This is a genomic window from Pseudomonas sp. B424 (assembly GCF_055408345.1).
This window is the reverse complement of record NZ_JBUZTL010000010.1, coordinates 24,118-47,214: the sequence shown is the minus strand read 5'-3', so window position 1 is coordinate 47,214 and position 23,097 is coordinate 24,118. Positions and strand designations below refer to the sequence as shown.

Genomic DNA, 23,097 nt, shown 5'->3' with positions numbered 1-23,097 from the left:
GCTGCAGCGCACCGGTTTTACATGCGCAGCTAAGCTCACTCGTGGGGGAGATATATTTCCTTTTATGAGGTGTACGGATGGCAGAGTTGCAACGCAGCGTAGGAACATCGCAAGTATATGAGCGGCTGATTGATCGTTTGAGTGTGGCTCTTGATTCAGCAAGGACAGCTGTCCTGTTACGTGATGAACGTCCTGTCGAGTTGGAATTGCGAGGCTTGAGTCGTGCCGAGCTGGAGTTGATCAACATTTATTTGAACCGGATCGGGCGTGAGGCTGATGGACGCTCGCAAGGCAGCATGAACATGCAGGATGCCCCTTATAAAGCCAAGGTCATCTGGCTTAAAGACAGGGTGCAGGGAGCGTAAGGCCATGTGGCGATTCAAGCCGGGCCTTCAGGTCGCATACGGCGGTACCCCGGGTTGATGCATCAGGCGTTTGTGTTCGGGTTTCTAACCTGCGCTGTTGATGCGTCCCTTCAACCCACTTAGGCTTCGGGCATCTTTGGAGATGCTCGATGCCTATTCGATATTTTTTTAAACAACTTCTGTTACCTCCCGGAATTCTCTTGCTGCTCCTGGTCCTCGCCTGGTGGCTGCGCCATTCGTGCCCGCGTTTGGCTGGCGTGCTGTTTGCCCTGGGCGTAGGCGGTTTCTGGCTGATGAGCTTGCCGGTGATGGTGCAATGGAGCGCCAGTGTGCTTGAACGCGAGCCTGCACTGGCCCGGAGCGAGTGGTCGACACTGGCCCTGCGTGCTGACGCCATCGTATTGCTGGGGTCGGGGCGTGAGCAGGGCGATCCGGCATGGGGCAGTGATCAGCCGACGGGGATAGGGCTGGAGCGTCAGCGTTATGCGGCCCGGTTGGCCAAGGCGTCGGGGTTGCCGGTATTGGTCAGCGGTGGTTTGCATTACGGCGTGCCGCCCAGTGAGGCGCAGTTGATGGCGGACTCGATGCGCGATGACTTCGGCGTAGAGGTGCGCTGGAAGGAAGAGCAAAGCCGTACGACCTGGGAAAACGCTCAAATGAGCGCAGATATTTTGTTGCCGCTGGGGATCAAACGCGTGGTTGTGGTGACTCAGGCCTGGCACATGTCGCGTTCGAAGTGGAGTTTTGAACAGTCAGGCTTTGACGTGGTGCCCGCACCGGTTGGATTTTGGAGTGTAGACAATGGGCGGCCGCTGGGTGGCTGGATGCCAGAGTACAAGTCGTTCTGGCAGTCCGGGCTATTGCTCAACGAAGCCGTGGGGCAGATTGCCTACCCGTTGTTTTATCGCTGAGTCTGTGGGAGCCGGCACACCGGCTCCCACAGAGGACCTCAGACCGTCTTGGCAATCCGGCTGGTGATCAGCGCCCAGCCGATCAGCAGGCTGCACAGGATGATCAGTGGCCACGAGCGCCATTGCAGATACGGCGTCAGGTCATGCATCGGCACCACTTCGCCATACATGATGCCGCGTTCAAACTGCGGGATCTGCGTGGTGATTTGTCCGAATGGATCGATCAGCGCAGTGACACCATTGTTGGTCGCCCGGATCATCCAGCGACCGGCTTCCAGGGCACGCATTTGCGCCATCTGCAAATGTTGCAGCGGGCCGATCGAAGTGCCGAACCAGGTGTCGTTGCTGATGGTCAGCAAAATGTCGCTCTGGGCCGCAAGGCTGGCCACGAAGTCCGGGTAGACCACTTCATAGCAAATCAGCGGCGCGATCTGGTAACCCTTGGCCTGCAGCATGGCCTGGTCGGCAGGGCCGCGGGCAAAGTCCGACATCGGCAGGTCGAAGAAGGCGATCAAGCCACGCAAGACATCCTGCATCGGCACGTACTCACCAAACGGCACCAGTTTCTGTTTCAGGTAGATGCCATCGGCTTCACCTACAGCGGTAATGCCGTTAAAGAGGCGCTGCTCGTGACGCACTTCCTGGCGAATCGGTACGCCGGTAATCAGCGCCGAGTTTCGATCCGCAGCAAACCGTCCCATCATGCTCAGAAAGCCTTCGGCGTTTTCTTTCAGCACCGGCACAGCGGTTTCTGGCCAGACGATCAAGTCGACCCGCTTGGAGCTGAAGGTCATGTCGCGGTACAGGGCTAGCTGCGCATTAAGCTGCGCGGGGTCCCATTTCATGCTCTGTTCGATATTGCCCTGGATCGCCGCCACGCTTAACGGATCGCCCGAGGGGCTGGTCCAGGCGTGATGCTTGAGTGCCTGCCCGAGGCACCAGGGGCCGAGCAGCAACAACACGCCCGCGCCGACAAAGGCTTTGCGTTTGGCCTTGATCAAGCGTGGCAGGTTGCACAGCAGGGCTGCGGTCAGCGCCAGGGTGAAAGAGATCAGCCACATTCCGCCCAGCGGGGCCAGCCCGGCGAGGGGGCCGTCGAGCTGGCTGTAACCGGAGTAAAGCCATGGGAAGCCTGTGAGGAACCAGCCGCGAAACGCTTCCTGGGCGACCCACAACGCAGCAAATGCCAGCGTGTCGGCCAGCGGCGCTTCGTTACGGCGAATCCAGCGCGCCCAGAGCCAGGCCGGCAGGGCGAAGAACCAGGCAATCGCCGCCGTGAATGCCAGCATCAACAGCCCGGCCAGCAGCACCGAAGCACCACCGAAGTGGTGAATGCTGTAGTAGATCCAGCTGGTGCCGGCGCCAAACAGGCCAAAGCCGTAGCACCAGCCACGGCCCAGCGCCTGTTTTGGGGACAGGTCGCGCAAACCGAGGTAGAACATGGCCAGGGCAACAAGTGCCAGCGGCCAGATATCGAAGGGGGCCAACGCCAGGGTTGTCAGTGCGCCGGCCACCACGGCCAGCAAGTTACCGGGCCAGCCGGGTGAGGTTATCCAGCGCATTTCAATCCTTGGTGTTGAGGTTTAGCGGGCAATAGGCGTCAGGCGAATCAGATGAATCCGGCGACTGTCAGCATTCAGGATGCGGAAGCGGTAAGGGCCGATTTCAGTGATTTCGTTGCGTTTTGGCAAGTGCCCGAACGCGCTCATGACCAGGCCGCCCACAGTGTCGAATTCATCGTCGGAGAATTCGCTGTCGAAGAACTCGTTGAAGTTCTCGATCGGGGTCAGGGCCTTGATCAGGAAGTCGCCGCTGGGCAGTGGCTTGATATAGCTGTCTTCCTCGACATCGTGCTCGTCTTCAATGTCGCCGACGATCTGTTCCAGAACGTCTTCAATCGTCACCAGGCCCGCCACGCCGCCGTACTCGTCAATGACGATGGCCATGTGGTTGTGGTTGGCTCGGAACTCGCGCAACAACACGTTAAGGCGCTTGGACTCAGGGACAAATGTCGCCGGACGCAGCAAATCCTTGATGTTGTACTTGTCGCCGTTCTCCTGAAGGATCAGCGGCAGCAGGTCTTTGGCCAGGAGCACGCCCAGGACGTCGTCGTGGCTTTCGCCGATCACCGGATAGCGCGAGTGCGCCGCCTCGATGATCGCCGGGAGAAATTCTCGGGGTGTCTGGGTCGCCCTGATGCTGATCATCTGCGAACGCGGAACCATGATGTCCCGTACTTGCAGGTCAGCCACTTGAATGGCGCCTTCGACGATGGCCAGCGCTTCACTGTCCAGGAGTTTGTTCTGATGTGCTTCGCGCAGCAGCTCAAGCAGCTCCTGGCGGTTTTTCGGCTCATGGGCAAAGGCCTGGGTCAGCTTACCTAACCATGACTTTTGCCCGTTGCTCGATCGGTCTTCGCTCATAGCGATTTACTCGTATCCCTTGGTAGTTTCAGTGGGTGTATCAGGTTTCGTCGTCTGCATACGGGTCAGGATGACCCAGTTCTGCAAGCAACGTTCGTTCCAGTGCTTCCATTTCTTCGGCTTCTTCATCTTCTATATGGTCGTAACCCAGAAGATGCAAGCAGCCGTGAATCACCAGATGGGCCCAGTGGGCCTCAAGGCTTTTGCCTTGTTCTGCGGCTTCACGTTCAACCACTGCCACGCAAATGACCAGATCGCCCAGCAACGGGATATCCAGAAACTCGTCGGGCACGTCGGCCGGGAAGGACAGCACGTTGGTCGCGTAGTCTTTCTGGCGCCAGGTGTGATTAAGCTCACGGCCTTCGGGTTCGTCTACCAGGCGAATGGTCATTTCCGAATCAGCGGTGCGCTGGCGCAGGGCCAGTTCGCACCATTGGCGGAACTGGGCTTCGGTGGGGGCCGCTGCCTCGGTGGCCAGTTGCAGGTCAAGCTCAAGCATCGTGACGGTAATCCTTTGCAGCGGGCAGTGCGGCAAGCTTGTCAGCGGCTTCCTGTTCGTAGCGCCCGTAGGCTTCCACAATGCGCTGCACCAGCGGGTGGCGCACCACGTCTTTGGACTGGAAGTGAGTAAAGCTGATGCCCGGTACGTCCTTGAGCACTTCGATGACGTGGTTCAGCCCCGACTTGGTGCCCTTGGGCAGGTCGATCTGGGTGATGTCACCGGTGATCACGGCGGTAGAGCCGAAGCCGATACGGGTCAGGAACATCTTCATTTGCTCAACGGTGGTGTTCTGGCTTTCGTCGAGAATGATGAAACTGTTGTTCAGCGTACGACCGCGCATATAGGCCAGCGGTGCGACTTCAATAACCTGGCGCTCGATCAGTTTGGCCACGTATTCAAAGCCCAGCATCTCGTACAGGGCGTCGTAGAGCGGGCGCAGGTACGGGTCGATTTTCTGCGACAGGTCGCCGGGCAGGAAACCGAGTTTCTCGCCTGCTTCAACCGCCGGACGAACCAGCAGGATGCGGCGGATCTGCTCGCGTTCCAGGGCATCAACGGCACAGGCCACGGCCAGATAGGTTTTACCCGTACCCGCCGGGCCAACGCCGAAGTTGATGTCGTTGCCCAGGATCTCTTTGACGTAGCGCTGCTGGTTGATGCCGCGAGGGCGAATCATGCCCTTTTTGGTGCGCAACGAAACACTGGCTTCGGCCACAGGATTGCTGGCGAGGTCTTCGACGGCAGATTCCTGCAGGAACAGATGCACCATGTCCGGCGAAAGCTCAGAGGCTTTGGTTTCGCGGTACAGGCGGCGCAGCAGGTTTTCTGCGGAGGACGTCAGTTTTGGGTCGCCGATCAATTCGAATTGATTGCCGCGATTGCGGATTTCGATCGTCAGGCGCTGTTCAATCAAGCGCAAGTGCTCGTCGAACTGCCCGCACAGATTGGCGAAACGGCGAGCCTCAAAAGGCTCGAGAAGGAAGCGATGTGGTTCTATGGGTGCGTTCAAGGTCGTATTTAGCCGCCCTTAGGCAATTAAGATGAAATGAAGGATAACGCTAGCAGGTCATGGGTGAAAGGACTTCGCTAAATGATTGTCGGTCTCGCTTCACGGTCTGTGGGAGCGGGATTGCTCGCGATCACATTACCGCGGTCATTTAAATAAACCGCGTCGTCTGCATCGCGAACAAGCACGCTCCCACAGTGACTGACCATGCGCCTTTAACTCAGCAGCGAGCCCCGCAACGAGTGCGGCTGGGCAGCATCGATATGCACATCGGCGAATTGCCCGATCAGCTGCGGGTTATCGCAGCGGAAGTTGACGATGCGGTTGTTCTCGGTGCGGCCCTGCAGCTCGCCAGGATCTTTCTTCGAGTAATCAGTGACCAGAATCCGCTGGGTCGAACCCACCATCTGGCGGCTGATTTCGAAACCCTGCTGGTTGAGGCGATGTTGCAGCGCGTTCAGACGCTCCTTCTTGCGCTCTTCTGGCGTGTCGTCAGCCAAATCGGCGGCCGGGGTACCCGGGCGCTGGCTGTAAACAAAGGAGTAGGAGAAGTCGAAGCCCACGTCTTCGATCAGCTTCATGGTTTGTTCGAAGTCTTTTTCGGTTTCGCCCGGGAAGCCGACAATAAAGTCCGAACTGATGCAGATCCCCGGCACGGCGGCGCGCAGTTTGCGCAGCTTGGACTTGTACTCCAGCGCCGTGTGGTTGCGCTTCATCGCTGACAGGATGCGGTCAGAACCCGACTGCACCGGCAAATGCAGGTGCTTGACCAGTTCCGGGACTTCCGCGTGAGCCTGGATCAGGCTGTCGGAGAACTCCAGCGGGTGTGAGGTGGTGTAGCGAATACGCTCGATGCCGTCGATGGCTGCAACCACGCGAATCAGCTCGGCGAGATCCGCCAGGCGGCCGCCCTCGGTCAAGCCGCGATAGCCGTTGACGTTCTGGCCGAGCAAGGTCACTTCGCGCACGCCGTTTTCAGCCAGGTGAATCACCTCGGCCAGCACGTCGTCGAACGGGCGGCTGACTTCTTCGCCGCGGGTATAAGGCACTACGCAGAATGTGCAGTACTTGCTGCAGCCTTCCATGACCGACACGTAGGCGCTCGGGCCGTCGATACGCGGCTCGGGCAGGTGGTCGAATTTCTCGATCTCGGGGAATGACACATCGACCTGCGGCAGCTTGGTGAGGCGTGCGGCGTTGATCATCTCAGGCAGGCGGTGCAGGGTTTGCGGGCCGAACACCACGTCCACGTAGGGTGCGCGATCGCGGATCGCGGCACCTTCCTGGCTGGCAACACAACCGCCCACGGCAATGACCATGTCGGGGTTGGCCAGTTTCAGCTCACGCCAGCGGCCCAGTTGCGAATAGACGCGGTCTTGGGCGCGTTCACGGATTGAACAGGTATTAAGCAGGATGACATCAGCGTCTTCGGCGCGCGCTGTGACTTCCAGGGCCTGATGTTCACCCAGCAGGTCGACCATGCGCGAGCTGTCGTACTCATTCATCTGGCAACCGTGGGTCTCGATGTAAAGCTTCTTGGCCATGGGTGTTCATCAAGTGATTCAAAGAACCGCGCATTATAGGGGTCATAGCCGTTGCTTCCTAGCGTTGTGCGCCTGACGGCTATGCTATAGTTCGCGCCCTCTTTTATACCTTCAGATGCTTACCCGCCCACCATGACCAAACGTGAAGCTCCAATTTACAAGGTGATTTTCCTTAATCAGGGCCAGGTGTTCGAAATGTACGCCAAGCAGATCTATCAAAGTGATCTGTGGGGCTTCCTGGAAGTGGAGGAATTCGTCTTTGGTGAGCGCACGCAAATGGTCGTCGACCCGAGCGAAGAAAAGCTCAAGGCCCAATTCGAAGGCGTGGTGCGCAGCTTTGTGCCGATGCATTCGATTGTGCGCATCGACGAGGTCGAACGTCTGGGTACCCCGAAAATCAGCGAAGCCCGCGGCATGAGCAACGTGATGCCGTTTCCGTTTCCGATGCCGGAAAAGTAAGGTCTCTGCTTTTTAGCGCGTCCTCCCCTCTTGCTATAGCGTTGGGTGCTTCTACCCGCTCAACGTGCACGTCTATAAATAAGTCTGAACTATCGATCACTAACAAAGTTTCTGGCAAATCAAATCCTTAGGTTGGGTGTGTTTTTGTATTTGAAGTTTCGTGTGTGTATATCGGAAACTACTTACTTGAAATTGGTATCCGTCTGTCTGGATTTTTTGTTGAGTTGTTTATTTGTATAGGTGTATTTTTTTCGTTGTCAGCTATTCGGCTGACCATTGATATTTATGTGGAGATATAGAGATGAAAGTTTCTAGTAAAGTATCGACCGCAGATCAAATTAAACTTGCTCAAAAACTATCTGCCGAGGCCATGAAGGTGCTTGCCAGAGCAAGCAACAATGGGAGTGGCGGTCACTGCCAGGGCGGAGGTGATGGTAACTGGTAATAAAGTGACGCTGCCGGCTTAAAGGCCGGCAGTTCAATGGAGAGGGCTCTCATGACTAAAAAATACGATGATATTTTTAAAACGCTTCCTCGCTCAATGGAAATGGTCGTTAGTGATGCGCTATGAAAGATTCATGCGCCGCTCTTTGGTACCGCTCACCATCAGTCGAGTCATGCCATATTTCGGAATAACGTTCTTGCTGGCCTTGGTGGCTCACAAACACGCGAGTGACCTTGCGTTGATTTCGTATGTGCTGGCGATTTTTTCTGTAGTGGCCGTGATGCTTTCAATGTCATTGGGGGCGACGGGTAATTTAATCGCTGAACATTCGGATGACATCCAGGAAAAGACGTATTTGTTTCGTGGCGGTTTCAGCATTTCGTTAATAATGGCAGCGGTGTCACTATTGATTGGTTTCGCAATACTTGCGTGGATTGCCGATTTTCCGGGAGCCCAAATGAATGTTAATAAAGTTCGTGCGCTCGCGGCTATTTATATCGGGGCGATACCGGTGTTGGTCATTAATACATTCCTCCAGTTTTTTCATGAGGCGAATGGAGATGCTCGAGTGTGCTCGATAATAAGGTCGGGCGCTACGGTGTGTTCGGGTTTGTATTTAGGGTTGGCATTCTATGCGGCCGGCACCGAAAGTTTTATTTATTGGGCAGTGGGGTATTTCTTGTTCGGTGAAGTGTTATTGCTGCTCTGCCTGTTACGGCTTTCATGGAGGCGTAATTTCGATTTTTATCCGATGTATTGCACGCGGACAACGCAAAGTATTATCAGATTGGGTTTTCCAATAGCGTTTGGATTGGCCGGGCAGAAGCTGTATTTTTATTTATTGAATGAGAAGTTGGCGACAGAAGCGTCTGCGCAGGTAGCTCAGTTGTCGGTGTATATGTCGGTGGTGGGGTTATTTATGATTCCTGTGATTGCGTACTGTCAGGCCCACAGTCTTTATATCAGCAGGCACGCCGAGCAACGTTTGGCTTCTTATGTAAAGGGCCAGTTGGGGTTGTCGATATTGATCGTGTTGCTGCTCGGTGTGCTATCAGTGGCAGGCCGTTCTCTTTTCTTTTGGTTAGGCGAGACAATAGTCACGTTTGATCGTGGTGCCTTTATATCAGTCAGTTGCCTTTTGGCGAGTGGTTCGGTGCTCTCCCTGAGTACCTCTCACTTGCGTGGGCTGCGCGACACGTTGGCCCCTCAATTGATGATGAATATGGTGATGTTGAGTGTCTTGATACCCATCATCTACTTCGCCAATGTGGGAAGCGCCGATATCCATTTCTATCTCAGACTGCAAAGTGCAGGATTGCTGGTGGGCTTTATATGCCTGCAACTACGTATCCGGCACAGGCACGTTGTCGCCGCCAAACCAGCAACGGTTTGAAATCAGGGCAGCGGTGAAAACGGCGAGCGGGCGTCCGTTGACTGCAGTTCCTGCAGGTATTTGCGGAAGATCTGCCCCAGTATCTGGGTCGCGGTTTCGAGCTGGTCGCGGGGCATTTGCTCTGCCACCAGGTCGGCGGTGTCCAGCGCATCTTCGGCGCCGTTAACGGCGGCCATCTTCAGCACGATATACGCCTGAATGTTATTGGCCGGCACGCCTTCGCCCTTGAAGAACATGGTGCCGAGCTGGAATTGCGCCATGGCGTGGCCTTGCAGCGATGCCTGCTCGAAATAGCTCAATGCCTTGTTGAGATCGCGCGGGGCGTTTTTACCGTCGTAATAGAACTCGCCTAACTCGTATTCGGCTTCTGCATCCCCGGCTTTTGCCGCTTCAACGCATGCCGCAAGCGCCTCGGCGAGGTCTTCAGGCTGAGTATTGAGGGTGCAGCGACCCATTGCTGGGATCAACAACGAGTTACCGCCTGCCTGGACAAGCAGCGGTTGTAGGAGCAACAGGCAGCCCAGTGCAAGGGCGCGGCCGGTGCGGTTCATGGGAATCGACGTACCTCTGGAAAGACGGGCTGACCCGACCATGGGATGTATAGGCGCGCATTATGAAATAAGCGGAGGCAACCTTACAAAGTCTTTACTCGTTTTTCTGCTGCCTGACCGACATATCCATTCATTTAAGACGATTTTGGACGGGCGGGGTAAAAGATCATGTCATTACGGGCATAAAAAAACGGCAAGGGCGTCAACCCTTGCCGTTTTTGTGGATCACTTCAGTGCGGCAAATGCGCGTTCAGCAGCGTCCAGGGTCAGTTGCAGCTCGGCCTCGCCGTGGGCAATCGAGGTGAAACCGGCTTCAAATGCGCTCGGTGCCAGGTACACGCCACCGTCTAGCATCAAGTGGAAGAAGCGCTTGAACAGGTCGGCATCGCTGGCCATGACATCGTCGAAGGTCACGATGTCGTCGGCGCCGCTGAAGTACAGGCCGAACATGCCGCCTGCCTGGGTGGTGACGAAGGGAATGCCCGCCGCATCGGCGCGCTGCTGCAAGCCATCGAGCAAGCGCGTGGTGTAATCGCTGAGCTCGGCGTGGAAGCCCGGGCGGCTGATCAGGCGCAAGGTGGTCAGGCCTGCCGCCATCGCCAGCGGGTTACCGGACAAGGTACCGGCCTGGTAAACCGGGCCCAGTGGCGCGATGTGCTGCATGATTTCGCGCTTGCCGCCGAAGCAGCCCACCGGCATGCCGCCGCCGATGATTTTGCCGAAGGTGCTCAGGTCCGGGGTGACGCCGTAGTGGGCCTGGGCGCCGCCCAGGGCAACACGGAAGCCGGTCATCACTTCGTCAAAGATCAGCACCGCGCCATGCTTGTCGCACAGGCTGCGCAGCCCTTGCAGGAAGCCCGGGGCAGGTGGCACGCAGTTCATGTTGCCGGCCACCGGCTCGACGATGATGCAGGCCACGGTGTCGCCGACTTCACCCAGCAGCTTTTCAACCGCGTCGATGTCATTGAAGGCGGTGGTCAGGGTGTGTTTGGCGAAGTCTGCCGGAACCCCGGCCGAGCTCGGCACGCCCTGGGTCAGCAGGCCGGAACCGGCCTTGACCAGCAGGCTGTCGGAGTGGCCGTGGTAGCAGCCTTCAAACTTGAGAATGTTGTCACGGCCGGTGAAACCACGGGCCAGGCGGATGGCGCTCATGGTGGCTTCGGTGCCGGAGCTGACCATGCGCACCATTTCCATGGACGGCACGATGGAGCACACCAGGTCGGCCATCTCGGTTTCCATGGCGGTCGGGGCGCCGTACGACAAACCGTGCTCCAGTTGCGCACGCACCGCGTCCAGCACATCCGGGTGGCTGTGACCCAGAATCATCGGCCCCCACGAACCGACGTAATCGACATAACGCTTGTTGTCTTCGTCAGTCACGTAGGCGCCTTCGGCGTGCTTGAAGAACAGCGGGGTGCCCCCCACGCTCTTGAACGCACGCACTGGCGAGTTCACGCCACCGGGGATGTGTTTTTGGGCATTGGCAAACAGGGTTTCGGAACGAGACATGGTGGGCTCTCTCTGAATCAGGATTCGGTATTTAAATAGACAGCAAGGTGTTGAACGCCTTGGCGCGGCGGGTGACTTCCCGGGCACTGTCTGCGCCAAACAGGCCGTGCACCACTGCCAGCAAATCGGCGCCATGGGCAGCCAGCGGCGCGGCGTTATCCAGGGTGATGCCGCCAATCACGCAAATCGGCAGGCTGAGCCGGGCGCGGGCTTGATCCAGTACGTCCAGGGTCGCGGTGGGGGCGCCGGGTTTGGTGCTGGAATTGAAAAAGCGGCCAAAGGCGACATAGCTCGCGCCTTCTTTGGCCGCCTGCTCGGCCAGTTCGATCTGGCTGTGGCAGGTGGAGCCGATGATGGCCTGACGCCCCAGCAGTGCACGGGCGGGCGTCAACGGGCCATCGGTTTGCCCCAGGTGGACGCCAGTGCCCAGGCGCGCGGCCAGCTCTGCATCGTCGTTGATGATCAAGTGTGCTTTGTAGACTTCGCACAAACGCAGCAGGGCCTCGGCTTCGCGCAGGCGGCGGGACTCATCGCTGCTTTTGTCGCGATATTGCAACAGCGTCAGGCCGCCATCGAGGGCCGCCTCCACAAAGGGCAGCAGTTTGCCAGCCAGCAATTGGCTGTCAGTGATTGCGTACAGACCGCGCAGCGTCATAGGTCGAGCCTCATGTGTTATGAGCAAAAGTCCAGCGGCAAGCGGCGCGGCACAAATTGGCCCTGCCCCAGTTGCTCTGCATCGCGCAGTGTGCGCCACGTGTAGTTGAGCGCGGTTTGCACGGCGCTGACCAGTTCTTCACCGATAGCCAAACGCCCGGCCAGGGTGCTGGCCAAGGTGCAGCCCGAGCCGTGGTAGCTGCCGGGCAAGCGATGGCAAGTAAAGGTGTGGCGGCTACCGTCGCGGCTGTACAGGCGGTTGTGGACTTCGTGCTCATCACCGTGACCGCCGGTGATCAGCAGGTGCTGGCAAAAAGGCAGGAGTTTTTCGGCGCATTCATCGGCGCTGCCGTCGGGCAGCTCGGCGAGGATCCGGGCTTCGGGAAGGTTGGGGGTGGCAATGGTCGCCAGAGGCAGCAGGCGCTCGCGCATGGCGTAGCCCACCTCGTCCTTGCCCAGTCGCCCGCCACCGCCTGCGCGCAACACAGGGTCGCAGACCATCGGCAGATGTGGGTGGGCCTGAAGCAGTTCGACCACGGTGTCGACCATTTCCAGCGAGCCGAGCATGCCCAGCTTGACCGCCGCCACGGTGGAATCGCTGAGCACGGCATCGGCTTGCGCCAGCACCCACTCACGGTCCAGCACGCGGAAATCGCGGACATTGACGGTGTTCTGCACAGTCAGGGCGGTCACCACGGGAGCGGCGTGACAACCTTGAGCCAGCAGGGCTTCGATATCTGCCTGCAAGCCGGCACCACCACTGGGGTCATGGCCGGAGAGACAGAGGACAACGGGGCGAGAACTGTAGATATTCATGGTGCGCGAGCTTACCACCAAACGGTTTTTTGGGGCGCTTGCTCCGTGTTCAGTTATAGGGCGGCCGCAAGTTGTTGGCAGGCTTGATAAATAGCCTTGTCCGGGCTTGAGCTATTCTCTGAGAGGCCCGAGATAGAGCCTTCTGTTTGATTTTTTGCATACTGTGTATGTGCCATTAATGGCTATGTTAAAGTGCCTGCAAATTAATAACCGGTCATTCGGTCGACGTGATCTCAAAGGGAATATGGGATGCGCATGTCACCGGCTGGGCAATGTTGGGGCTGTATGCGCTATTTGTTGATGATGTTGTTGGGCTGGCTACCGATGCTGGCCAGCGCAGTCGCTTTTGACGAAACCACACAAAGCCTGCCCTTGGGCCGTGTGATGCAAGTCTTTGAGGACGTCGGCGGCAAAGCGGATCTGGCGGATGTCACGGCACGTGACGGGCTGTTCAAACCTCACACCAAAGACACGCTCAACGAGGGCTACTCGCACTCGGCCTTCTGGATCAAGGTCGATCTGCATTACCAGCCGCAAGACCCGACAGTGCATCGCACCTGGCTGCTGGAACTGGCCTACCCGCCGCTTGATTCCATCGAGCTGTACCTGCCGGATGCCGCCGGCAACTACCGGCTGGTGGAGCGCACGGGTGACGCGTTGCCCTTTGGCAGCCGCCCGATCAAAGAAAACAATTACCTGTTTGAACTCAACTTCAGCCCGGGGCAAAGCCAGACTGCGTACTTGCGTCTGGCCAGTCAGGGCTCGGTTCAGGCACCGCTCACGCTGTGGTCCGCCCAGGCCTATCTCGAAGAGCAGCCCATACGCATTTACATCCTGGGCCTGATTTATGGCGTGTTGCTGGGCATGCTGGTTTACAACCTGTTCATTTACCTCAGTGTGCGTGACACCAGTTACCTCTATTACATCTTCTATATCGCCTCTTTTGGCCTGTACCAGCTGTCGGTCAATGGCGCGGCGGTGCAGTATTTCTGGCCGGACAACCCGTGGTGGGCCAATGCGTCCACGCCGTTCCTGATTGGCGCGTCGGCGTTTTTCGGTTGCCAGTTTGCCCGCTCCTTCCTGCACACCGCCTCCCACAGCCGCTGGCTGGACCGGACCCTGATGCTGCTGATGGCAGTGGGCGCCCTGGTAATGGTGCTCGCACTGACCACCAGCTATGCCGTGTCGTTGCGCCTGGCGACAGGTCTGGCGCTGGCGTTTATCGTCACCATCTTTACTGCCGGTGTCGTGGCCTGGATCCGTGGCTTGCGGGTCGCACGCTACTTTGTGATCGCCTGGTCGGCCTTTTTGCTGGGTGGCCTGGTCAATACGCTGATGGTGCTGGGCTATCTGCCTAACGTGTTCCTGACCATGTACGCCAGCCAGATCGGCTCGGCAATTGAGGTGGGGCTGCTGTCGCTGGCCCTTGCCGATCGCATCAATGCCATGCGCGACTTGCAGGCGCGCACGCTGCAGGAGTCCGGGCAGAAGCTGGCCGCCATGAACCAGCAACTGGCCCGCACCAACCAGCTTAAAGACGAGTTTTTGGCGACTGTCACCCATGAGTTGCGCACCCCCATGAACGGTGTGATCGGCTCCCTGGAGTTGATCAAAACCCTGGACATGGGCCCTGAGCTTGAGCAGTACACCCAGACTGCCGAGGGCTCTGCGCGAGAAATGATGCACATGGTCAACGGCATCCTGGCCCTGACCGAGCTGCAAGCAGGCCGACTTAAAGCGCGCCCTCGGCCTTTTGGCCTGAATGAACTGCTGCAAGGCCTGAGCGATCAGTTCGGCCCGGCGGCGCGCAGCAAGGGTCTGGAGTTCTCGTATGAAGTCACCCGCAACTTGCCCGATCACTGGGTAGGCGATGCCGAGAAAATTCGCCAGTGCCTTGAGTGCCTGCTGGATAACGCCATCAAGTTCACCTGCGAAGGCGGCGTGATTGTGCGGGTGGCTGGCAAAGTTGCAGAGTCGGGGCGCTGGGCGCTGGCTTTTAATGTGATCGACAGCGGTATTGGCTTTGTTCACCAGGAAGAAGCCGAGCTGTATCAGCACTTTTTCCAGGTTGATGGTTCCATGACCCGCGGCTACGGCGGGCTGGGCATCGGTCTGGCGATTTGCCGGCGCCTGGTGGAATTGCTCGGCGGGCGTCTGACCCATCATTCGCAGCCGGGGCAGGGCTCGCAGTTCCAGTTGTTGCTGGAGCTTGAGTCGCTGCCCGCAGCCCCGCAGCAGACGCCGGCCCAGACGCCTGTATTTGCCCGCCCTGCGAGTGAGTGCGTTGTTTTGCTGGTCGAAGACCCGGCCAGCAACCCCGTGGCCGTACGTGGCATGTTGCTCCGTCTGGGTTACCGCGTGCTCAGTGTTGACACGGGGCAAGGGGCCATAGAGGCCCTGCGCCGTGAGCGGGTGGACGCGGTGTTGCTGACGTGCCCGTTGCAGGTGGTGGCCGGCACGTCGATGGGCAGCCAGTTGCTGACCTTGGCCGCGTGTGCGCAGTTACCGGTGCTGGTGCTGTTCGGGTCCGAGGCCGAGGCTCAACAGGCCCGTGAGCAGGTCGATGGCATTACCGACTGCTTGATCAAGCCGCTGCGCTTTGAAGACCTGCAACACATCCTGGAACAGCGCCTGTTGACGGGTAATAACGGTGTAAACGCCGAACTTTAGGCGTCTATGCCACTTGCTCAGGCACACAAGCGTGCTTCACTGGCTCCATTGGCATGATCCACAGGAGCCCGCGCAATGAACCTGCATCAGTACGCTGAAACCCACCAAGTGACCAATCAGCCACCGTCTCTGGACGGCGTGAATCTGTACCGCATCGACCTGGTGCTGCAACAGTGGAGCCAGCATTTTGGTGCGGGCTGGGCGCAGCCGCGGATCGATCGATACGGTGCGCTGGCGGGTGGTCCGTTGATGGCGGCGGGCTTTTTGGCCAATGAAAACAAACCGCAATTTGTCAGCCATGACCGTTATGGTCATCGGATCGATCTGGTGGAATTTCACCCGGCGTACCACGAGCTGATGCGCACGGCGATTGAACACGGCTTGCCCTCTTTGCCCTGGACCGACCCGCAACCCGGCGCCCACGTGGCCCGCGCGAGCATGACCTACCTGCACACCCAGGCCGAAGCCGGCAGTGGCTGCCCCTTGACCATGACCTTCGCCAGCGTGCCGGCCTTGCGCCTGCAACCGGAGATTGCCCGGGTATGGTTGCCCAAAGTCCTCGCCACCGAGTACGACCCGCGCAATGTTGATATCAGCCAAAAAGCCGGGGCCACCCTCGGCATGGCCATGACTGAAAAGCAGGGCGGCACCGATGTGCGGGCCAATACCACGCGGGCGTATCCGGTGGGGGCCAAGGGAGCGGGGCAGGCCTATGAGCTGCTGGGCCACAAATGGTTTTGCTCGGCCCCGATGTGTGACGGTTTCCTGACCCTGGCGCAAACCGACAAGGGCCTGAGCTGCTTTTTACTGCCGCGCCATCGCCCGGACGGCAGTCGCAACGAGTTCTATATCCAGCGCCTGAAAAACAAACTGGGCAACCACTCCAATGCCTCCAGCGAGGTCGAGTTTCGTGGGGCGCTGGCCTGGATGATCGGTGAAGAAGGCCGCGGCGTGCCGACGATTATTGAAATGGTCGCCATGACCCGCTTCGATTGCATGGTCGGCTCCAGCGCCTTGATGCGTCAGGCGTTGACCCAGGCCAGCCATCATTGCGGCCATCGCCTGGTAGGAGGGCGGGTACTGGCGGAGCAGCCATTGATGCAAAACGTATTGGCAGACCTGGCCCTGGAAAGCGAAGCCGCGCTGGCCTTGAGCCTGCGCATGGGCCGGGCGCTGGACCATCTGGACGACCCGCAGGAGGCCAGGTTCTCACGGCTGGTGACGGCGGTAGGCAAGTACTGGATCTGCAAACGGGCCCCGGCCATGATCAATGAGGCGGCTGAATGCATGGGCGGTGCGGGGTATGTCGAAGACAGCATCCTGCCGCGTCTTTATCGCGAAGCGCCGGTGAACTCCACCTGGGAAGGTTCGGGCAACGTGCAATGCCTGGACGTCTTGCGCGCCCTGTCCAAAGAGCCGGGCGTGCTGGATGCCTTGTTTGCCGAACTGGGCGACGGGCATGGCGACCGTCGTTTGGCGCAGCACATTGCCGGGCTCAAAGCCGCCTTCGGCGACACCGGTGACATTCAATACCGCGCCCGACAGCTGACCGAAGACATCGCCTTGGGCCTGCAGGCAAAACTGCTGCTGGAGGCGGGTAACAGCGACGTCAGCGACGCCTTTATCGCCAGTCGCCTGCAAGGCAGTGGCCGGGTTTACGGCACGCTGCCACGGGGGTTGAACGTAGCCGCCATCGTTGCTCGCGCTACACCGCAAGCTGCCTGAACATCCCCAACCCTGTGGGAGCTGGCTTGCCTGCGATGCAGACGACGGGGTTTATCTGCCACACCCGGTAGATGCCATCGCGGGCAAGCCCGCTCCCACACTGATTTGCGTAAGGCGCCAATATTCGGCTCCCACAGGAAATTTCCAACAGGCAATTTTATAGCTGCCTTTAACCATCGATACAGGCAAGATAATGGCCTGCCCGTTCAGAAGACAGGATGCTTATCGTGACCGAAGCTTTTATTGTCGTTTCCACCGCTGAAGAGGCCGTCGAGCGGCTCGCAGCCTTGCACGAACGCGCAACCACGGCGTTGAGCCAGGCGCTCAAGCGTTATCTCAAGGATCGAATTGAACCCAGCGCCGAGGAGCGCGCCCTGTTCCGCTACCCGGAGCTGCGGCTGACCAACAGCATCAACGGCGAAATCCCGACCCTGACCCGGGCGTACGCCAAAGTCCAGTTGCCGGGCACTTACAGCATCACCGTGACCCATCCCGCCGCGTTCCGTAACTATCTGCTGGAACAGCTGGTGCCCTTGATGCGCGACTTTACGGTTGAAGTCGAAGTGGGCATCAGCCAGCAAAATATTCCTTACCCCTATGTGGTCGAGCAGGGCGATGAACTGGCCGGCTCCGGCGTTACGGCGGCAGCCCTGGCGCGGGTGTTCCCGAGTACCGACCTGTCGGCGGCCACTGATGGCATCGCCGATGGCCTGTACGACTGGGCAAACACCGATCCCCTGCCACTGGCGCTGTTCGACGCCGCAAGGGTCGACTTCTCGCTGCGCCGCCTGGTGCACTACACCGGCAGCGACTGGCGCCATGTACAGCCGTGGATTTTGCTGACCAACTACCATCGCTATGTCGATCAGTTCATCCTCCACGGGCTTGAGCAACTGCGCGATAACCCGCGCTTTGTGCGCATGGTGCTGCCGGGCAACGTGATCATCGAAAAGGCCATGGACTACGGCGAAGCGCAGGCCATTGCGGCGGGCGTGGTGTGGCACCGCTATCAGATGCCGGCGTATCACTTGCAGGCCAGTGACGGCCATGGCGTGACCCTGGTGAACATCGGCGTTGGTCCTTCCAACGCGAAAAACATCACCGATCACCTGGCGGTGCTGCGTCCGCATTGCTGGCTGATGATTGGTCACTGTGGCGGTCTGCGCCAGTCGCAGACCATTGGCGACTACGTATTGGCCCACGCCTATATGCGCCGCGACGGGATTCTCGACCGTGTGGTGCCGCCCAATATTCCGATCCCGGCCCTGGCCGAGGTGCAACTGGCGTTGCAGGAAGCCGCCGCTCAAGTCACTGGCGAACGTGGCGACGAACTGAAAAAGCGTCTGCGCACCGGCACCGTACTGACCTATGACGACCGTAACTGGGAGCTGCGCTGGGCCCAGGAGCGTCCGCTGATCAACCTGTCCCGTGCGGTGGCCGTGGACATGGAAAGCGGCACTATCGCCGCCCAGGGTTATCGCTTGCGAGTTCCTTACGGCACCTTGCTGTGCGTGTCGGACAAACCGCTGCACAGTGAAATCAAACTGCCGGGTTCGGCCAACGCATTCTATGAACGGGCCGTGAGCCAGCATCTGAAAATCGGCCTCGCCGCCGTGGACTTGATGCGCAGCCAGCTCAATTCTCTGCACTCGCGCAAACTGCGCAGCTTCGACGAGCCGCCGTTCCGTTGATCCAGGATGGTCATTTAGCGGTCAGGGCACTAGCATTACAGGCCCTGATCGTTAGATGTCCTTCTTGCCATGTCCCGTCCTGCTCGTCCCGCCCCACGCCGTTCGGCGCCCCAAACCACCAGCCCTCAGGCTGCCAGTCGCCGTGTGGCCAAAGCGCCGCCTGCTGATCCCAAGCTGTTTTTGTTCAATAAACCGTTCGATGTGCTGACCCAGTTCAGCGACGAAGGCGGGCGGGCGACGCTCAAGGACTTTATCCCCATCCCCGGGATTTACCCGGCCGGGCGACTGGATCGGGACAGCGAAGGTTTACTGCTGTTGACCAATGATGGCCAGCTACAGGCACGCATTGCCGATCCCAAGCACAAGTTGCCCAAGACTTATTGGGTGCAAGTGGAAGGCGAGCCCACCCCGGAGCAACTGCAGCAGTTGCGTGACGGCGTAGAGCTCAATGACGGCAAGACCCTGCCCGCCGAAGCCAGGGCCCTCGAAGAGCCGCAGCTATGGCCGCGCAACCCGCCGGTGCGCTTTCGCAAAAGCATCCCGACCTCATGGCTGGAACTGGTGATTCGCGAAGGGCGTAACCGTCAGGTGCGGCGCATGACCGCTGCGGTGGGCTTGCCGACCTTGCGGCTGGTGCGGGTACGCATTGGCGACTGGACGATTGAAGGGCTGGAACAGGGGCAATACAAGGAAGTTCCTGCGCGCCTATAGCGAGCCGGACTCGATCAGTGCGATGACCACGCTTTTGATGATGAACGCGGCGACGCCCAGGCCCAGTACGAAAAACAGGATGAGCGAGCCAAAGCGCCCGGCTTTGGACTTCTTGGCCAGATCCCAGACGATAAAGGCCATGAAAATGATCAGCACACTGACCAGAATCGTCATCATCCATTCTTCAAGTACGGCAGGATCCATCGGTGTTCTCCGGCGTCATGGTGGGAAAAAGCCGTAGGAGTATACGTCAGGGAACTGGGGGGATATTGATCTGGGTGCAGAGAGGGTTTGCATAACCTGTAGCAGCTGCCTCGTTCCTCGGCAGCTGCTACAGGTTTTGATTTCACGTGCGCAAATGAGTCAGCGGCAACTCGGTGCTGTTGAGTACCTGGTTGAGCACAAAACTGGAGCGCACGCTGGTGACACCTTCGATGCGGGTCAGCTCGCCCAGCAGCAGTTTTTGATAGTGATCCATGTCGGCGACCACTACTTTCAACTGATAGTCCGCGTCCATGCCCGTCACCAGGCTGCATTCCAGCACTTGCGGCAGGTTGCGGATACAGGCTTCGAAATTCTCGAAACGCTCAGGCGTATGTCGGTCCATGCCGATCAGTACGTAGGCCGTCAGGCTTAAACCCAGCAGCTTGCGGTCGAGGAGGGCCACCTGCCGGCTGATGTAGCCGTCATCCTCAAGCTGTTTGACACGCCGCGAGCAAGGTGACGGCGACAGGCCTATGCGCTCGGCCAGTTCCTGGTTCGAGATGCGTGCGTCACGCTGCAATTCCGCCAAAATACTTAGGTCATACCGATCGAGTTTGCTCACGAAGTTACCCTTTGTCATAACTATTGCGTGAAAGTATCCACCTTAAGGCAAAAATTGCGCAAGTAATGTTTTATTGAGCAATCTTCGCAATCGGCTGCCGCGGCCACAGGCCTATTCTTAATACCAGAATCACTGCCCGGACATAGAGTCCACTGCGGCCCGCCGAATCAGGCCAGCCGCGGCCGCCAACCCCACAGGGTTGCCCCGGCCCCCGGGCTACGCACTGTCCAGAAGACGGAGCGAGGTGAGCCAACATCACAAGTGTTGAGCCAGGACGAAAAATTCAAAGGGCGACCGACGGGTCGCCCTTTTTTATTGCCCGAAATAAAATTGCGCAACAGGTAGCCTTTCGCAGAACCGGCCCCCGAAATTTCAGTCTTACTTGTAAGACCAATCCCTCAGTGAGAAACGGCATGAAATCGCGCATCTGGCGTATGGCTACAGTTGGCGTGCTCTGTGTGAGTGTCAGCGGCCAGGTGTTGGCCGACGACTCGCGAGGTAACGACAATAATCAGCCCCCCCACGGTAATAACGGGCAGCAACGGGGCCACCAGGAACAAGGCGGCAACAACCAGGCGCGCCCCGAGCATGAGCAGGGCCGGGGGCAGGGCAACCCGGGCAATCAGCCCCGTGAACAGCGCAACTCACCCAATCAGGGGCGTGGCGAGCAGCAAGCCGGGCAGTGGCAGGCCCGACCACAGCAGGAGGCTCACGGCCAGGGGCACTCCGCCCCGCCAGCCAGTAACCTGCCGATCCAGCCTCGTCCCAATGCCGTGCAACAGACCCATAGTCAGAACTCTGGTGGTAATCAGAACTGGCATACCGGTGGGTCAAACCAGGGTGGCAATCAAAGTTGGCACACCGGTGATTCAAACCCGAGGCCCGGTTACTACCCCGGAGCCACTGCCACTAGCAGTCATCCCCACGACCAGCGCTGGGCCGGGCGTCCATCCGGGCATGGCAATGGCTGGGGCTCAGGGCCGCAATACCGCCCCGGGTATATGGTTGACCGGTTCCCCGACAAGCACTGGCAAGTGCCTTATCGTGGCCAGAGCTACTTCTTTTCAGGCGGCTACTGGTATCGCCCGCAAGGACCGCGTTACGTCGTGGTTCGGCCTCCGTATGGGATTCGCGTAGGGTACTTGCCCGATTATGCGCAGGAACTGTGGATCGGCAGCACGCTGTTGTTCCTGGCAGCGGGTGCGTACTACCAGTACCAGCCCGCGACTCAGGACTACATCGTGGTGCAACCCCCGCCAACCGCGCCACAGCCCGTGAGCAATGGCTATGACGTTGTGGCTTACCCGGTGAACGGGCAGAGCCCTGCGCAAGTCAATCAGGATGGCTACGAGTGCTACCGCTGGGCAGTCAGCCAAAGTGGCTTTGACCCGGCCAAAGCCACCTATGCGCCGTCTCCGGCTGTGGTGCAAGCCTACCGGCAGGCCCAGGGCAGTTGCCTGAGCAGTCGCGGGTATCAGGTTACGTATTGAGGCGTTTGACCACTTCCTTCGGGTCGGCATGTACCAGCACTTCGGCCCGGGGGTAGACCTTTTCAATCGCATCGGCGGCCTGGTCGCAGAGGGCGTGGGCAGCGGACAGGGTCAGCTCGCCCGGCAGCTCAAGGTGGAACTGCACAAACCAGACATTGCCCGAGATGCGTGTGCGAAAGTCGTGAGCACCCAGTACGCCGGGTACGCCGCAGGCCAGCTTCAGCATGTTCTCGCTGACTTCGCCCGGTAACTCCTGGTCCATCAACACGGCAAAACTCTCACGGGCGATCTGGATGGCGCTCCAGAGGATATACACCGCAATCCCCAGACCAAACCATGCATCCAGCTGCGGGAAACCCACGCTGGCCAGCACCAGTGCAACCAGAATGCTGCCATTGAGCATCAAGTCCGAGCGGTAATGCAGCGAGTCCGCGCGCACTGCGTTGGAGCCCGTGGCCTTGACCACCCGGTGTTGCAGCACCAGCAGCGCGGCGGTCATGACCAGCGAAAACACGATCACGCCAATCCCGATCCACGGTGCGCCCATCGGCTCGGGGTTTTTCAGGCGTTCGAAGGCCTGAAAGGCAATCAACACCGCGCTCACACCAATAAACAGCGCTTGCGCCATGCCGGCCAGCGATTCGGCCTTGCCGTGGCCGTAACGGTGATCGTCATCGGCCGGGCGCAGCGCGTAATGCACCGCCAGCAAGTTGAGGAACGAGGTCACGCCATCGAGCAGCGAATCGGTCAGCCCGGCGAGCATGCTGATCGAGCCACTGAGCCACCAGGCGATGGCTTTGGTCACAATCAACAGGCTCGCCACCGCCACCGACGCGCGGGTGGCAAGGCGCAACAGGCGGGCGTGTTCCGGGCTGGAGGTCATAAGCGGTCCTTATCTGGGGTCGCCGCTATCAAGCGGCTGGCTGCAAACCGTACATGGCCAATTGCTGAGCGCTGCCCTTGTGCTGGATCAGGCGCGGGTCGTTCAGCGGGAAGCTGCGGCCCAACTCGCTTTCGAGAATGGCCTGTAGCTTGGCGTTATCGACCTTGCCATCTGCACCGATGGCTTCGCGCAGTTTTTCCGGGGCGATTTGTGCCGTTTTGCCTGGCGGGAAGTAAATAGCACCGGTGGCGAAGTCGACACCGAATGCGATCAGGCCCGGGATCACATAAAACAGCAGGCCCACGGCATCGAGTACGACAATCATCGGGTCGATCTTGCCGTCGATCTGGCCACGGCGGTCAGGGAAGAAAATACTGCCGCAGGCAGTCAATTGGGTGAGCAGGGCCGCAACCACGACTCCACCGATCACGCGGGTAGGCATACGCATACAAAAAACCTCAAAGACGCTTAAAAGGACGGGTTCAAACATTAAGACTGCGCTTAATGCCCAAGTGTTCGCCGT

General features: G+C 59.0%; 23 protein-coding genes. 10 read left to right on the top strand and 13 right to left on the bottom strand.

Annotated elements, in window-relative coordinates; genetic code table 11:
• Positions 1-77 precede the first annotated feature (77 nt).
• Both ACZRMS_RS13890 and ACZRMS_RS13885 read left to right on the top strand, forming a co-directional pair.
• Positions 78-365, top strand: a complete 288-nt coding sequence (locus ACZRMS_RS13890) for a hypothetical protein (RefSeq protein ID WP_048359362.1) — start codon at positions 78-80, stop codon at positions 363-365.
• Positions 366-514: 149 nt separating this feature from the next.
• Complete coding sequence (locus tag ACZRMS_RS13885) at positions 515-1,276, top strand: YdcF family protein (protein WP_463995723.1); 762 nt, start codon at positions 515-517, stop codon at positions 1,274-1,276.
• A 38-nt stretch (positions 1,277-1,314) separates the two neighbouring features.
• Here ACZRMS_RS13885 and lnt read toward each other — a convergent pair whose 3' ends face one another.
• From lnt to miaB, 5 genes are all read right to left on the bottom strand, one after another.
• The gene (gene lnt, locus ACZRMS_RS13880; RefSeq protein ID WP_463995722.1) at positions 1,315-2,838 is read right to left on the bottom strand and encodes an apolipoprotein N-acyltransferase; all 1,524 of its coding nucleotides are present in this window, start codon (positions 2,836-2,838) and stop codon (positions 1,315-1,317) included.
• A gap of 21 nt (positions 2,839-2,859) precedes the next feature.
• Entirely contained in the window at positions 2,860-3,699 is an 840-nt protein-coding gene (locus ACZRMS_RS13875) for an HlyC/CorC family transporter (protein WP_048359359.1), read from the bottom strand.
• A 40-nt stretch (positions 3,700-3,739) separates the two neighbouring features.
• Positions 3,740-4,198 carry an rRNA maturation RNase YbeY gene (ybeY, locus tag ACZRMS_RS13870; RefSeq protein ID WP_463995721.1) on the bottom strand — a complete coding sequence of 153 codons (459 nt, stop codon included), beginning with the start codon at positions 4,196-4,198 and terminating at the stop codon, positions 3,740-3,742.
• Entirely contained in the window at positions 4,191-5,210 is a 1,020-nt protein-coding gene (locus tag ACZRMS_RS13865; protein WP_048359357.1) for a PhoH family protein, read from the bottom strand. Before ACZRMS_RS13865 ends, ybeY begins: the two co-directional genes overlap by 8 nt.
• Before the next feature lie 212 nt (positions 5,211-5,422).
• On the bottom strand, positions 5,423-6,751 hold the full coding sequence (gene miaB / locus ACZRMS_RS13860; RefSeq protein WP_463995720.1) for a tRNA (N6-isopentenyl adenosine(37)-C2)-methylthiotransferase MiaB: 1,329 nt from the start codon (positions 6,749-6,751) through the stop codon (positions 5,423-5,425).
• Positions 6,752-6,883: 132 nt separating this feature from the next.
• Here miaB and ACZRMS_RS13855 point away from each other — a divergent pair, with 132 nt between their 5' ends.
• From ACZRMS_RS13855 to ACZRMS_RS13845, 3 genes are all read left to right on the top strand, one after another.
• Positions 6,884-7,210 carry a DUF1820 family protein gene (locus ACZRMS_RS13855; RefSeq protein ID WP_003444141.1) on the top strand — a complete coding sequence of 109 codons (327 nt, stop codon included), beginning with the start codon at positions 6,884-6,886 and terminating at the stop codon, positions 7,208-7,210.
• Positions 7,211-7,511: 301 nt separating this feature from the next.
• On the top strand, positions 7,512-7,655 hold the full coding sequence (locus ACZRMS_RS13850; RefSeq protein ID WP_463995719.1) for a hypothetical protein: 144 nt from the start codon (positions 7,512-7,514) through the stop codon (positions 7,653-7,655).
• 112 nt (positions 7,656-7,767) lie between these two features.
• Positions 7,768-9,048 (top strand): hypothetical protein, encoded by a 1,281-nt coding sequence (locus tag ACZRMS_RS13845; protein WP_463995718.1) that lies wholly within the window; start codon positions 7,768-7,770, stop codon positions 9,046-9,048.
• 2 nt (positions 9,049-9,050) lie between these two features.
• On the opposite strand, the gene ACZRMS_RS13840 is transcribed toward ACZRMS_RS13845, so the two are convergent.
• The 4 genes from ACZRMS_RS13840 to ACZRMS_RS13825 all read right to left on the bottom strand — a co-directional run bounded on the left by ACZRMS_RS13840 (position 9,051) and on the right by ACZRMS_RS13825 (position 12,578).
• Entirely contained in the window at positions 9,051-9,599 is a 549-nt protein-coding gene (locus ACZRMS_RS13840) for a tetratricopeptide repeat protein (protein WP_048359354.1), read from the bottom strand.
• A 225-nt stretch (positions 9,600-9,824) separates the two neighbouring features.
• Positions 9,825-11,108 (bottom strand): glutamate-1-semialdehyde 2,1-aminomutase, encoded by a 1,284-nt coding sequence (hemL, locus tag ACZRMS_RS13835; protein WP_463995717.1) that lies wholly within the window; start codon positions 11,106-11,108, stop codon positions 9,825-9,827.
• 31 nt (positions 11,109-11,139) lie between these two features.
• Positions 11,140-11,763: a thiamine phosphate synthase gene (gene thiE / locus ACZRMS_RS13830; RefSeq protein ID WP_463995716.1), complete on the bottom strand. Its 624-nt coding sequence runs from the start codon at positions 11,761-11,763 to the stop codon at positions 11,140-11,142.
• A gap of 17 nt (positions 11,764-11,780) precedes the next feature.
• On the bottom strand, positions 11,781-12,578 hold the full coding sequence (locus tag ACZRMS_RS13825; protein ID WP_463995715.1) for a hydroxymethylpyrimidine/phosphomethylpyrimidine kinase: 798 nt from the start codon (positions 12,576-12,578) through the stop codon (positions 11,781-11,783).
• Positions 12,579-12,863: 285 nt separating this feature from the next.
• On the opposite strand from ACZRMS_RS13825, the gene ACZRMS_RS13820 reads away from it, so the two are divergent.
• From ACZRMS_RS13820 to ACZRMS_RS13805, 4 genes are all read left to right on the top strand, one after another.
• Entirely contained in the window at positions 12,864-15,248 is a 2,385-nt protein-coding gene (locus tag ACZRMS_RS13820; RefSeq protein WP_463995714.1) for a hybrid sensor histidine kinase/response regulator, read from the top strand.
• 75 nt (positions 15,249-15,323) lie between these two features.
• Positions 15,324-16,973, top strand: coding sequence for an acyl-CoA dehydrogenase family protein (locus ACZRMS_RS13815; protein WP_463995713.1), 1,650 nt, complete (start codon positions 15,324-15,326; stop codon positions 16,971-16,973).
• Positions 16,974-17,191: 218 nt separating this feature from the next.
• On the top strand, positions 17,192-18,664 hold the full coding sequence (amn, locus tag ACZRMS_RS13810; RefSeq protein ID WP_463995712.1) for an AMP nucleosidase: 1,473 nt from the start codon (positions 17,192-17,194) through the stop codon (positions 18,662-18,664).
• 144 nt (positions 18,665-18,808) lie between these two features.
• Positions 18,809-19,375 carry a pseudouridine synthase gene (locus ACZRMS_RS13805; protein ID WP_463995784.1) on the top strand — a complete coding sequence of 189 codons (567 nt, stop codon included), beginning with the start codon at positions 18,809-18,811 and terminating at the stop codon, positions 19,373-19,375.
• Here ACZRMS_RS13805 and ACZRMS_RS13800 read toward each other — a convergent pair.
• Both ACZRMS_RS13800 and ACZRMS_RS13795 read right to left on the bottom strand, forming a co-directional pair.
• Positions 19,370-19,579 carry a DUF2788 domain-containing protein gene (locus ACZRMS_RS13800; RefSeq protein WP_463995711.1) on the bottom strand — a complete coding sequence of 70 codons (210 nt, stop codon included), beginning with the start codon at positions 19,577-19,579 and terminating at the stop codon, positions 19,370-19,372. The genes ACZRMS_RS13805 and ACZRMS_RS13800 overlap by 6 nt on opposite strands.
• 142 nt (positions 19,580-19,721) lie before the next feature.
• On the bottom strand, positions 19,722-20,201 hold the full coding sequence (locus tag ACZRMS_RS13795) for an Lrp/AsnC family transcriptional regulator (RefSeq protein ID WP_019824171.1): 480 nt from the start codon (positions 20,199-20,201) through the stop codon (positions 19,722-19,724).
• A 413-nt stretch (positions 20,202-20,614) separates the two neighbouring features.
• Here ACZRMS_RS13795 and ACZRMS_RS13790 point away from each other — a divergent pair, with 413 nt between their 5' ends.
• Entirely contained in the window at positions 20,615-21,691 is a 1,077-nt protein-coding gene (locus ACZRMS_RS13790) for a DUF6515 family protein (protein WP_463995710.1), read from the top strand.
• Here the strand turns inward: ACZRMS_RS13790 and ACZRMS_RS13785 are convergent.
• Both ACZRMS_RS13785 and ACZRMS_RS13780 read right to left on the bottom strand, forming a co-directional pair.
• Positions 21,681-22,574, bottom strand: coding sequence for a cation diffusion facilitator family transporter (locus tag ACZRMS_RS13785; RefSeq protein WP_463995709.1), 894 nt, complete (start codon positions 22,572-22,574; stop codon positions 21,681-21,683). The two genes, ACZRMS_RS13790 and ACZRMS_RS13785, sit on opposite strands and share 11 nt — an antisense overlap.
• A 28-nt stretch (positions 22,575-22,602) precedes the next feature.
• On the bottom strand, positions 22,603-23,022 hold the full coding sequence (locus tag ACZRMS_RS13780) for a polyribonucleotide nucleotidyltransferase (protein WP_463995708.1): 420 nt from the start codon (positions 23,020-23,022) through the stop codon (positions 22,603-22,605).
• Between the last annotated feature and the right edge of the window lie 75 nt (positions 23,023-23,097).

What these genes read in the sequence shown, in the direction of transcription:
- ACZRMS_RS13875 (WP_048359359.1), bottom strand. Translation starts at nt 3,699, where the DNA reads ATGAGCGAAGACCGATCGAGCAACGGGCAAAAGTCATGGTTAGGTAAG.
- ACZRMS_RS13855 (WP_003444141.1), top strand. Translation starts at nt 6,884, where the DNA reads ATGACCAAACGTGAAGCTCCAATTTACAAGGTGATTTTCCTTAATCAG.
- thiE (WP_463995716.1), bottom strand. Translation starts at nt 11,763, where the DNA reads ATGACGCTGCGCGGTCTGTACGCAATCACTGACAGCCAATTGCTGGCT.
- ACZRMS_RS13780 (WP_463995708.1), bottom strand. Translation starts at nt 23,022, where the DNA reads ATGCGTATGCCTACCCGCGTGATCGGTGGAGTCGTGGTTGCGGCCCTG.
- ACZRMS_RS13890 (WP_048359362.1), top strand. Translation starts at nt 78, where the DNA reads ATGGCAGAGTTGCAACGCAGCGTAGGAACATCGCAAGTATATGAGCGG.
- miaB (WP_463995720.1), bottom strand. Translation starts at nt 6,751, where the DNA reads ATGGCCAAGAAGCTTTACATCGAGACCCACGGTTGCCAGATGAATGAG.
- ACZRMS_RS13885 (WP_463995723.1), top strand. Translation starts at nt 515, where the DNA reads ATGCCTATTCGATATTTTTTTAAACAACTTCTGTTACCTCCCGGAATT.
- ACZRMS_RS13790 (WP_463995710.1), top strand. Translation starts at nt 20,615, where the DNA reads ATGAAATCGCGCATCTGGCGTATGGCTACAGTTGGCGTGCTCTGTGTG.
- amn (WP_463995712.1), top strand. Translation starts at nt 17,192, where the DNA reads ATGCTTATCGTGACCGAAGCTTTTATTGTCGTTTCCACCGCTGAAGAG.
- ACZRMS_RS13785 (WP_463995709.1), bottom strand. Translation starts at nt 22,574, where the DNA reads ATGACCTCCAGCCCGGAACACGCCCGCCTGTTGCGCCTTGCCACCCGC.
- ACZRMS_RS13815 (WP_463995713.1), top strand. Translation starts at nt 15,324, where the DNA reads ATGAACCTGCATCAGTACGCTGAAACCCACCAAGTGACCAATCAGCCA.
- lnt (WP_463995722.1), bottom strand. Translation starts at nt 2,838, where the DNA reads ATGCGCTGGATAACCTCACCCGGCTGGCCCGGTAACTTGCTGGCCGTG.
- ACZRMS_RS13850 (WP_463995719.1), top strand. Translation starts at nt 7,512, where the DNA reads ATGAAAGTTTCTAGTAAAGTATCGACCGCAGATCAAATTAAACTTGCT.
- ACZRMS_RS13820 (WP_463995714.1), top strand. Translation starts at nt 12,864, where the DNA reads ATGCGCTATTTGTTGATGATGTTGTTGGGCTGGCTACCGATGCTGGCC.
- ybeY (WP_463995721.1), bottom strand. Translation starts at nt 4,198, where the DNA reads ATGCTTGAGCTTGACCTGCAACTGGCCACCGAGGCAGCGGCCCCCACC.
- hemL (WP_463995717.1), bottom strand. Translation starts at nt 11,108, where the DNA reads ATGTCTCGTTCCGAAACCCTGTTTGCCAATGCCCAAAAACACATCCCC.
- ACZRMS_RS13800 (WP_463995711.1), bottom strand. Translation starts at nt 19,579, where the DNA reads ATGGATCCTGCCGTACTTGAAGAATGGATGATGACGATTCTGGTCAGT.
- ACZRMS_RS13840 (WP_048359354.1), bottom strand. Translation starts at nt 9,599, where the DNA reads ATGAACCGCACCGGCCGCGCCCTTGCACTGGGCTGCCTGTTGCTCCTA.
- ACZRMS_RS13825 (WP_463995715.1), bottom strand. Translation starts at nt 12,578, where the DNA reads ATGAATATCTACAGTTCTCGCCCCGTTGTCCTCTGTCTCTCCGGCCAT.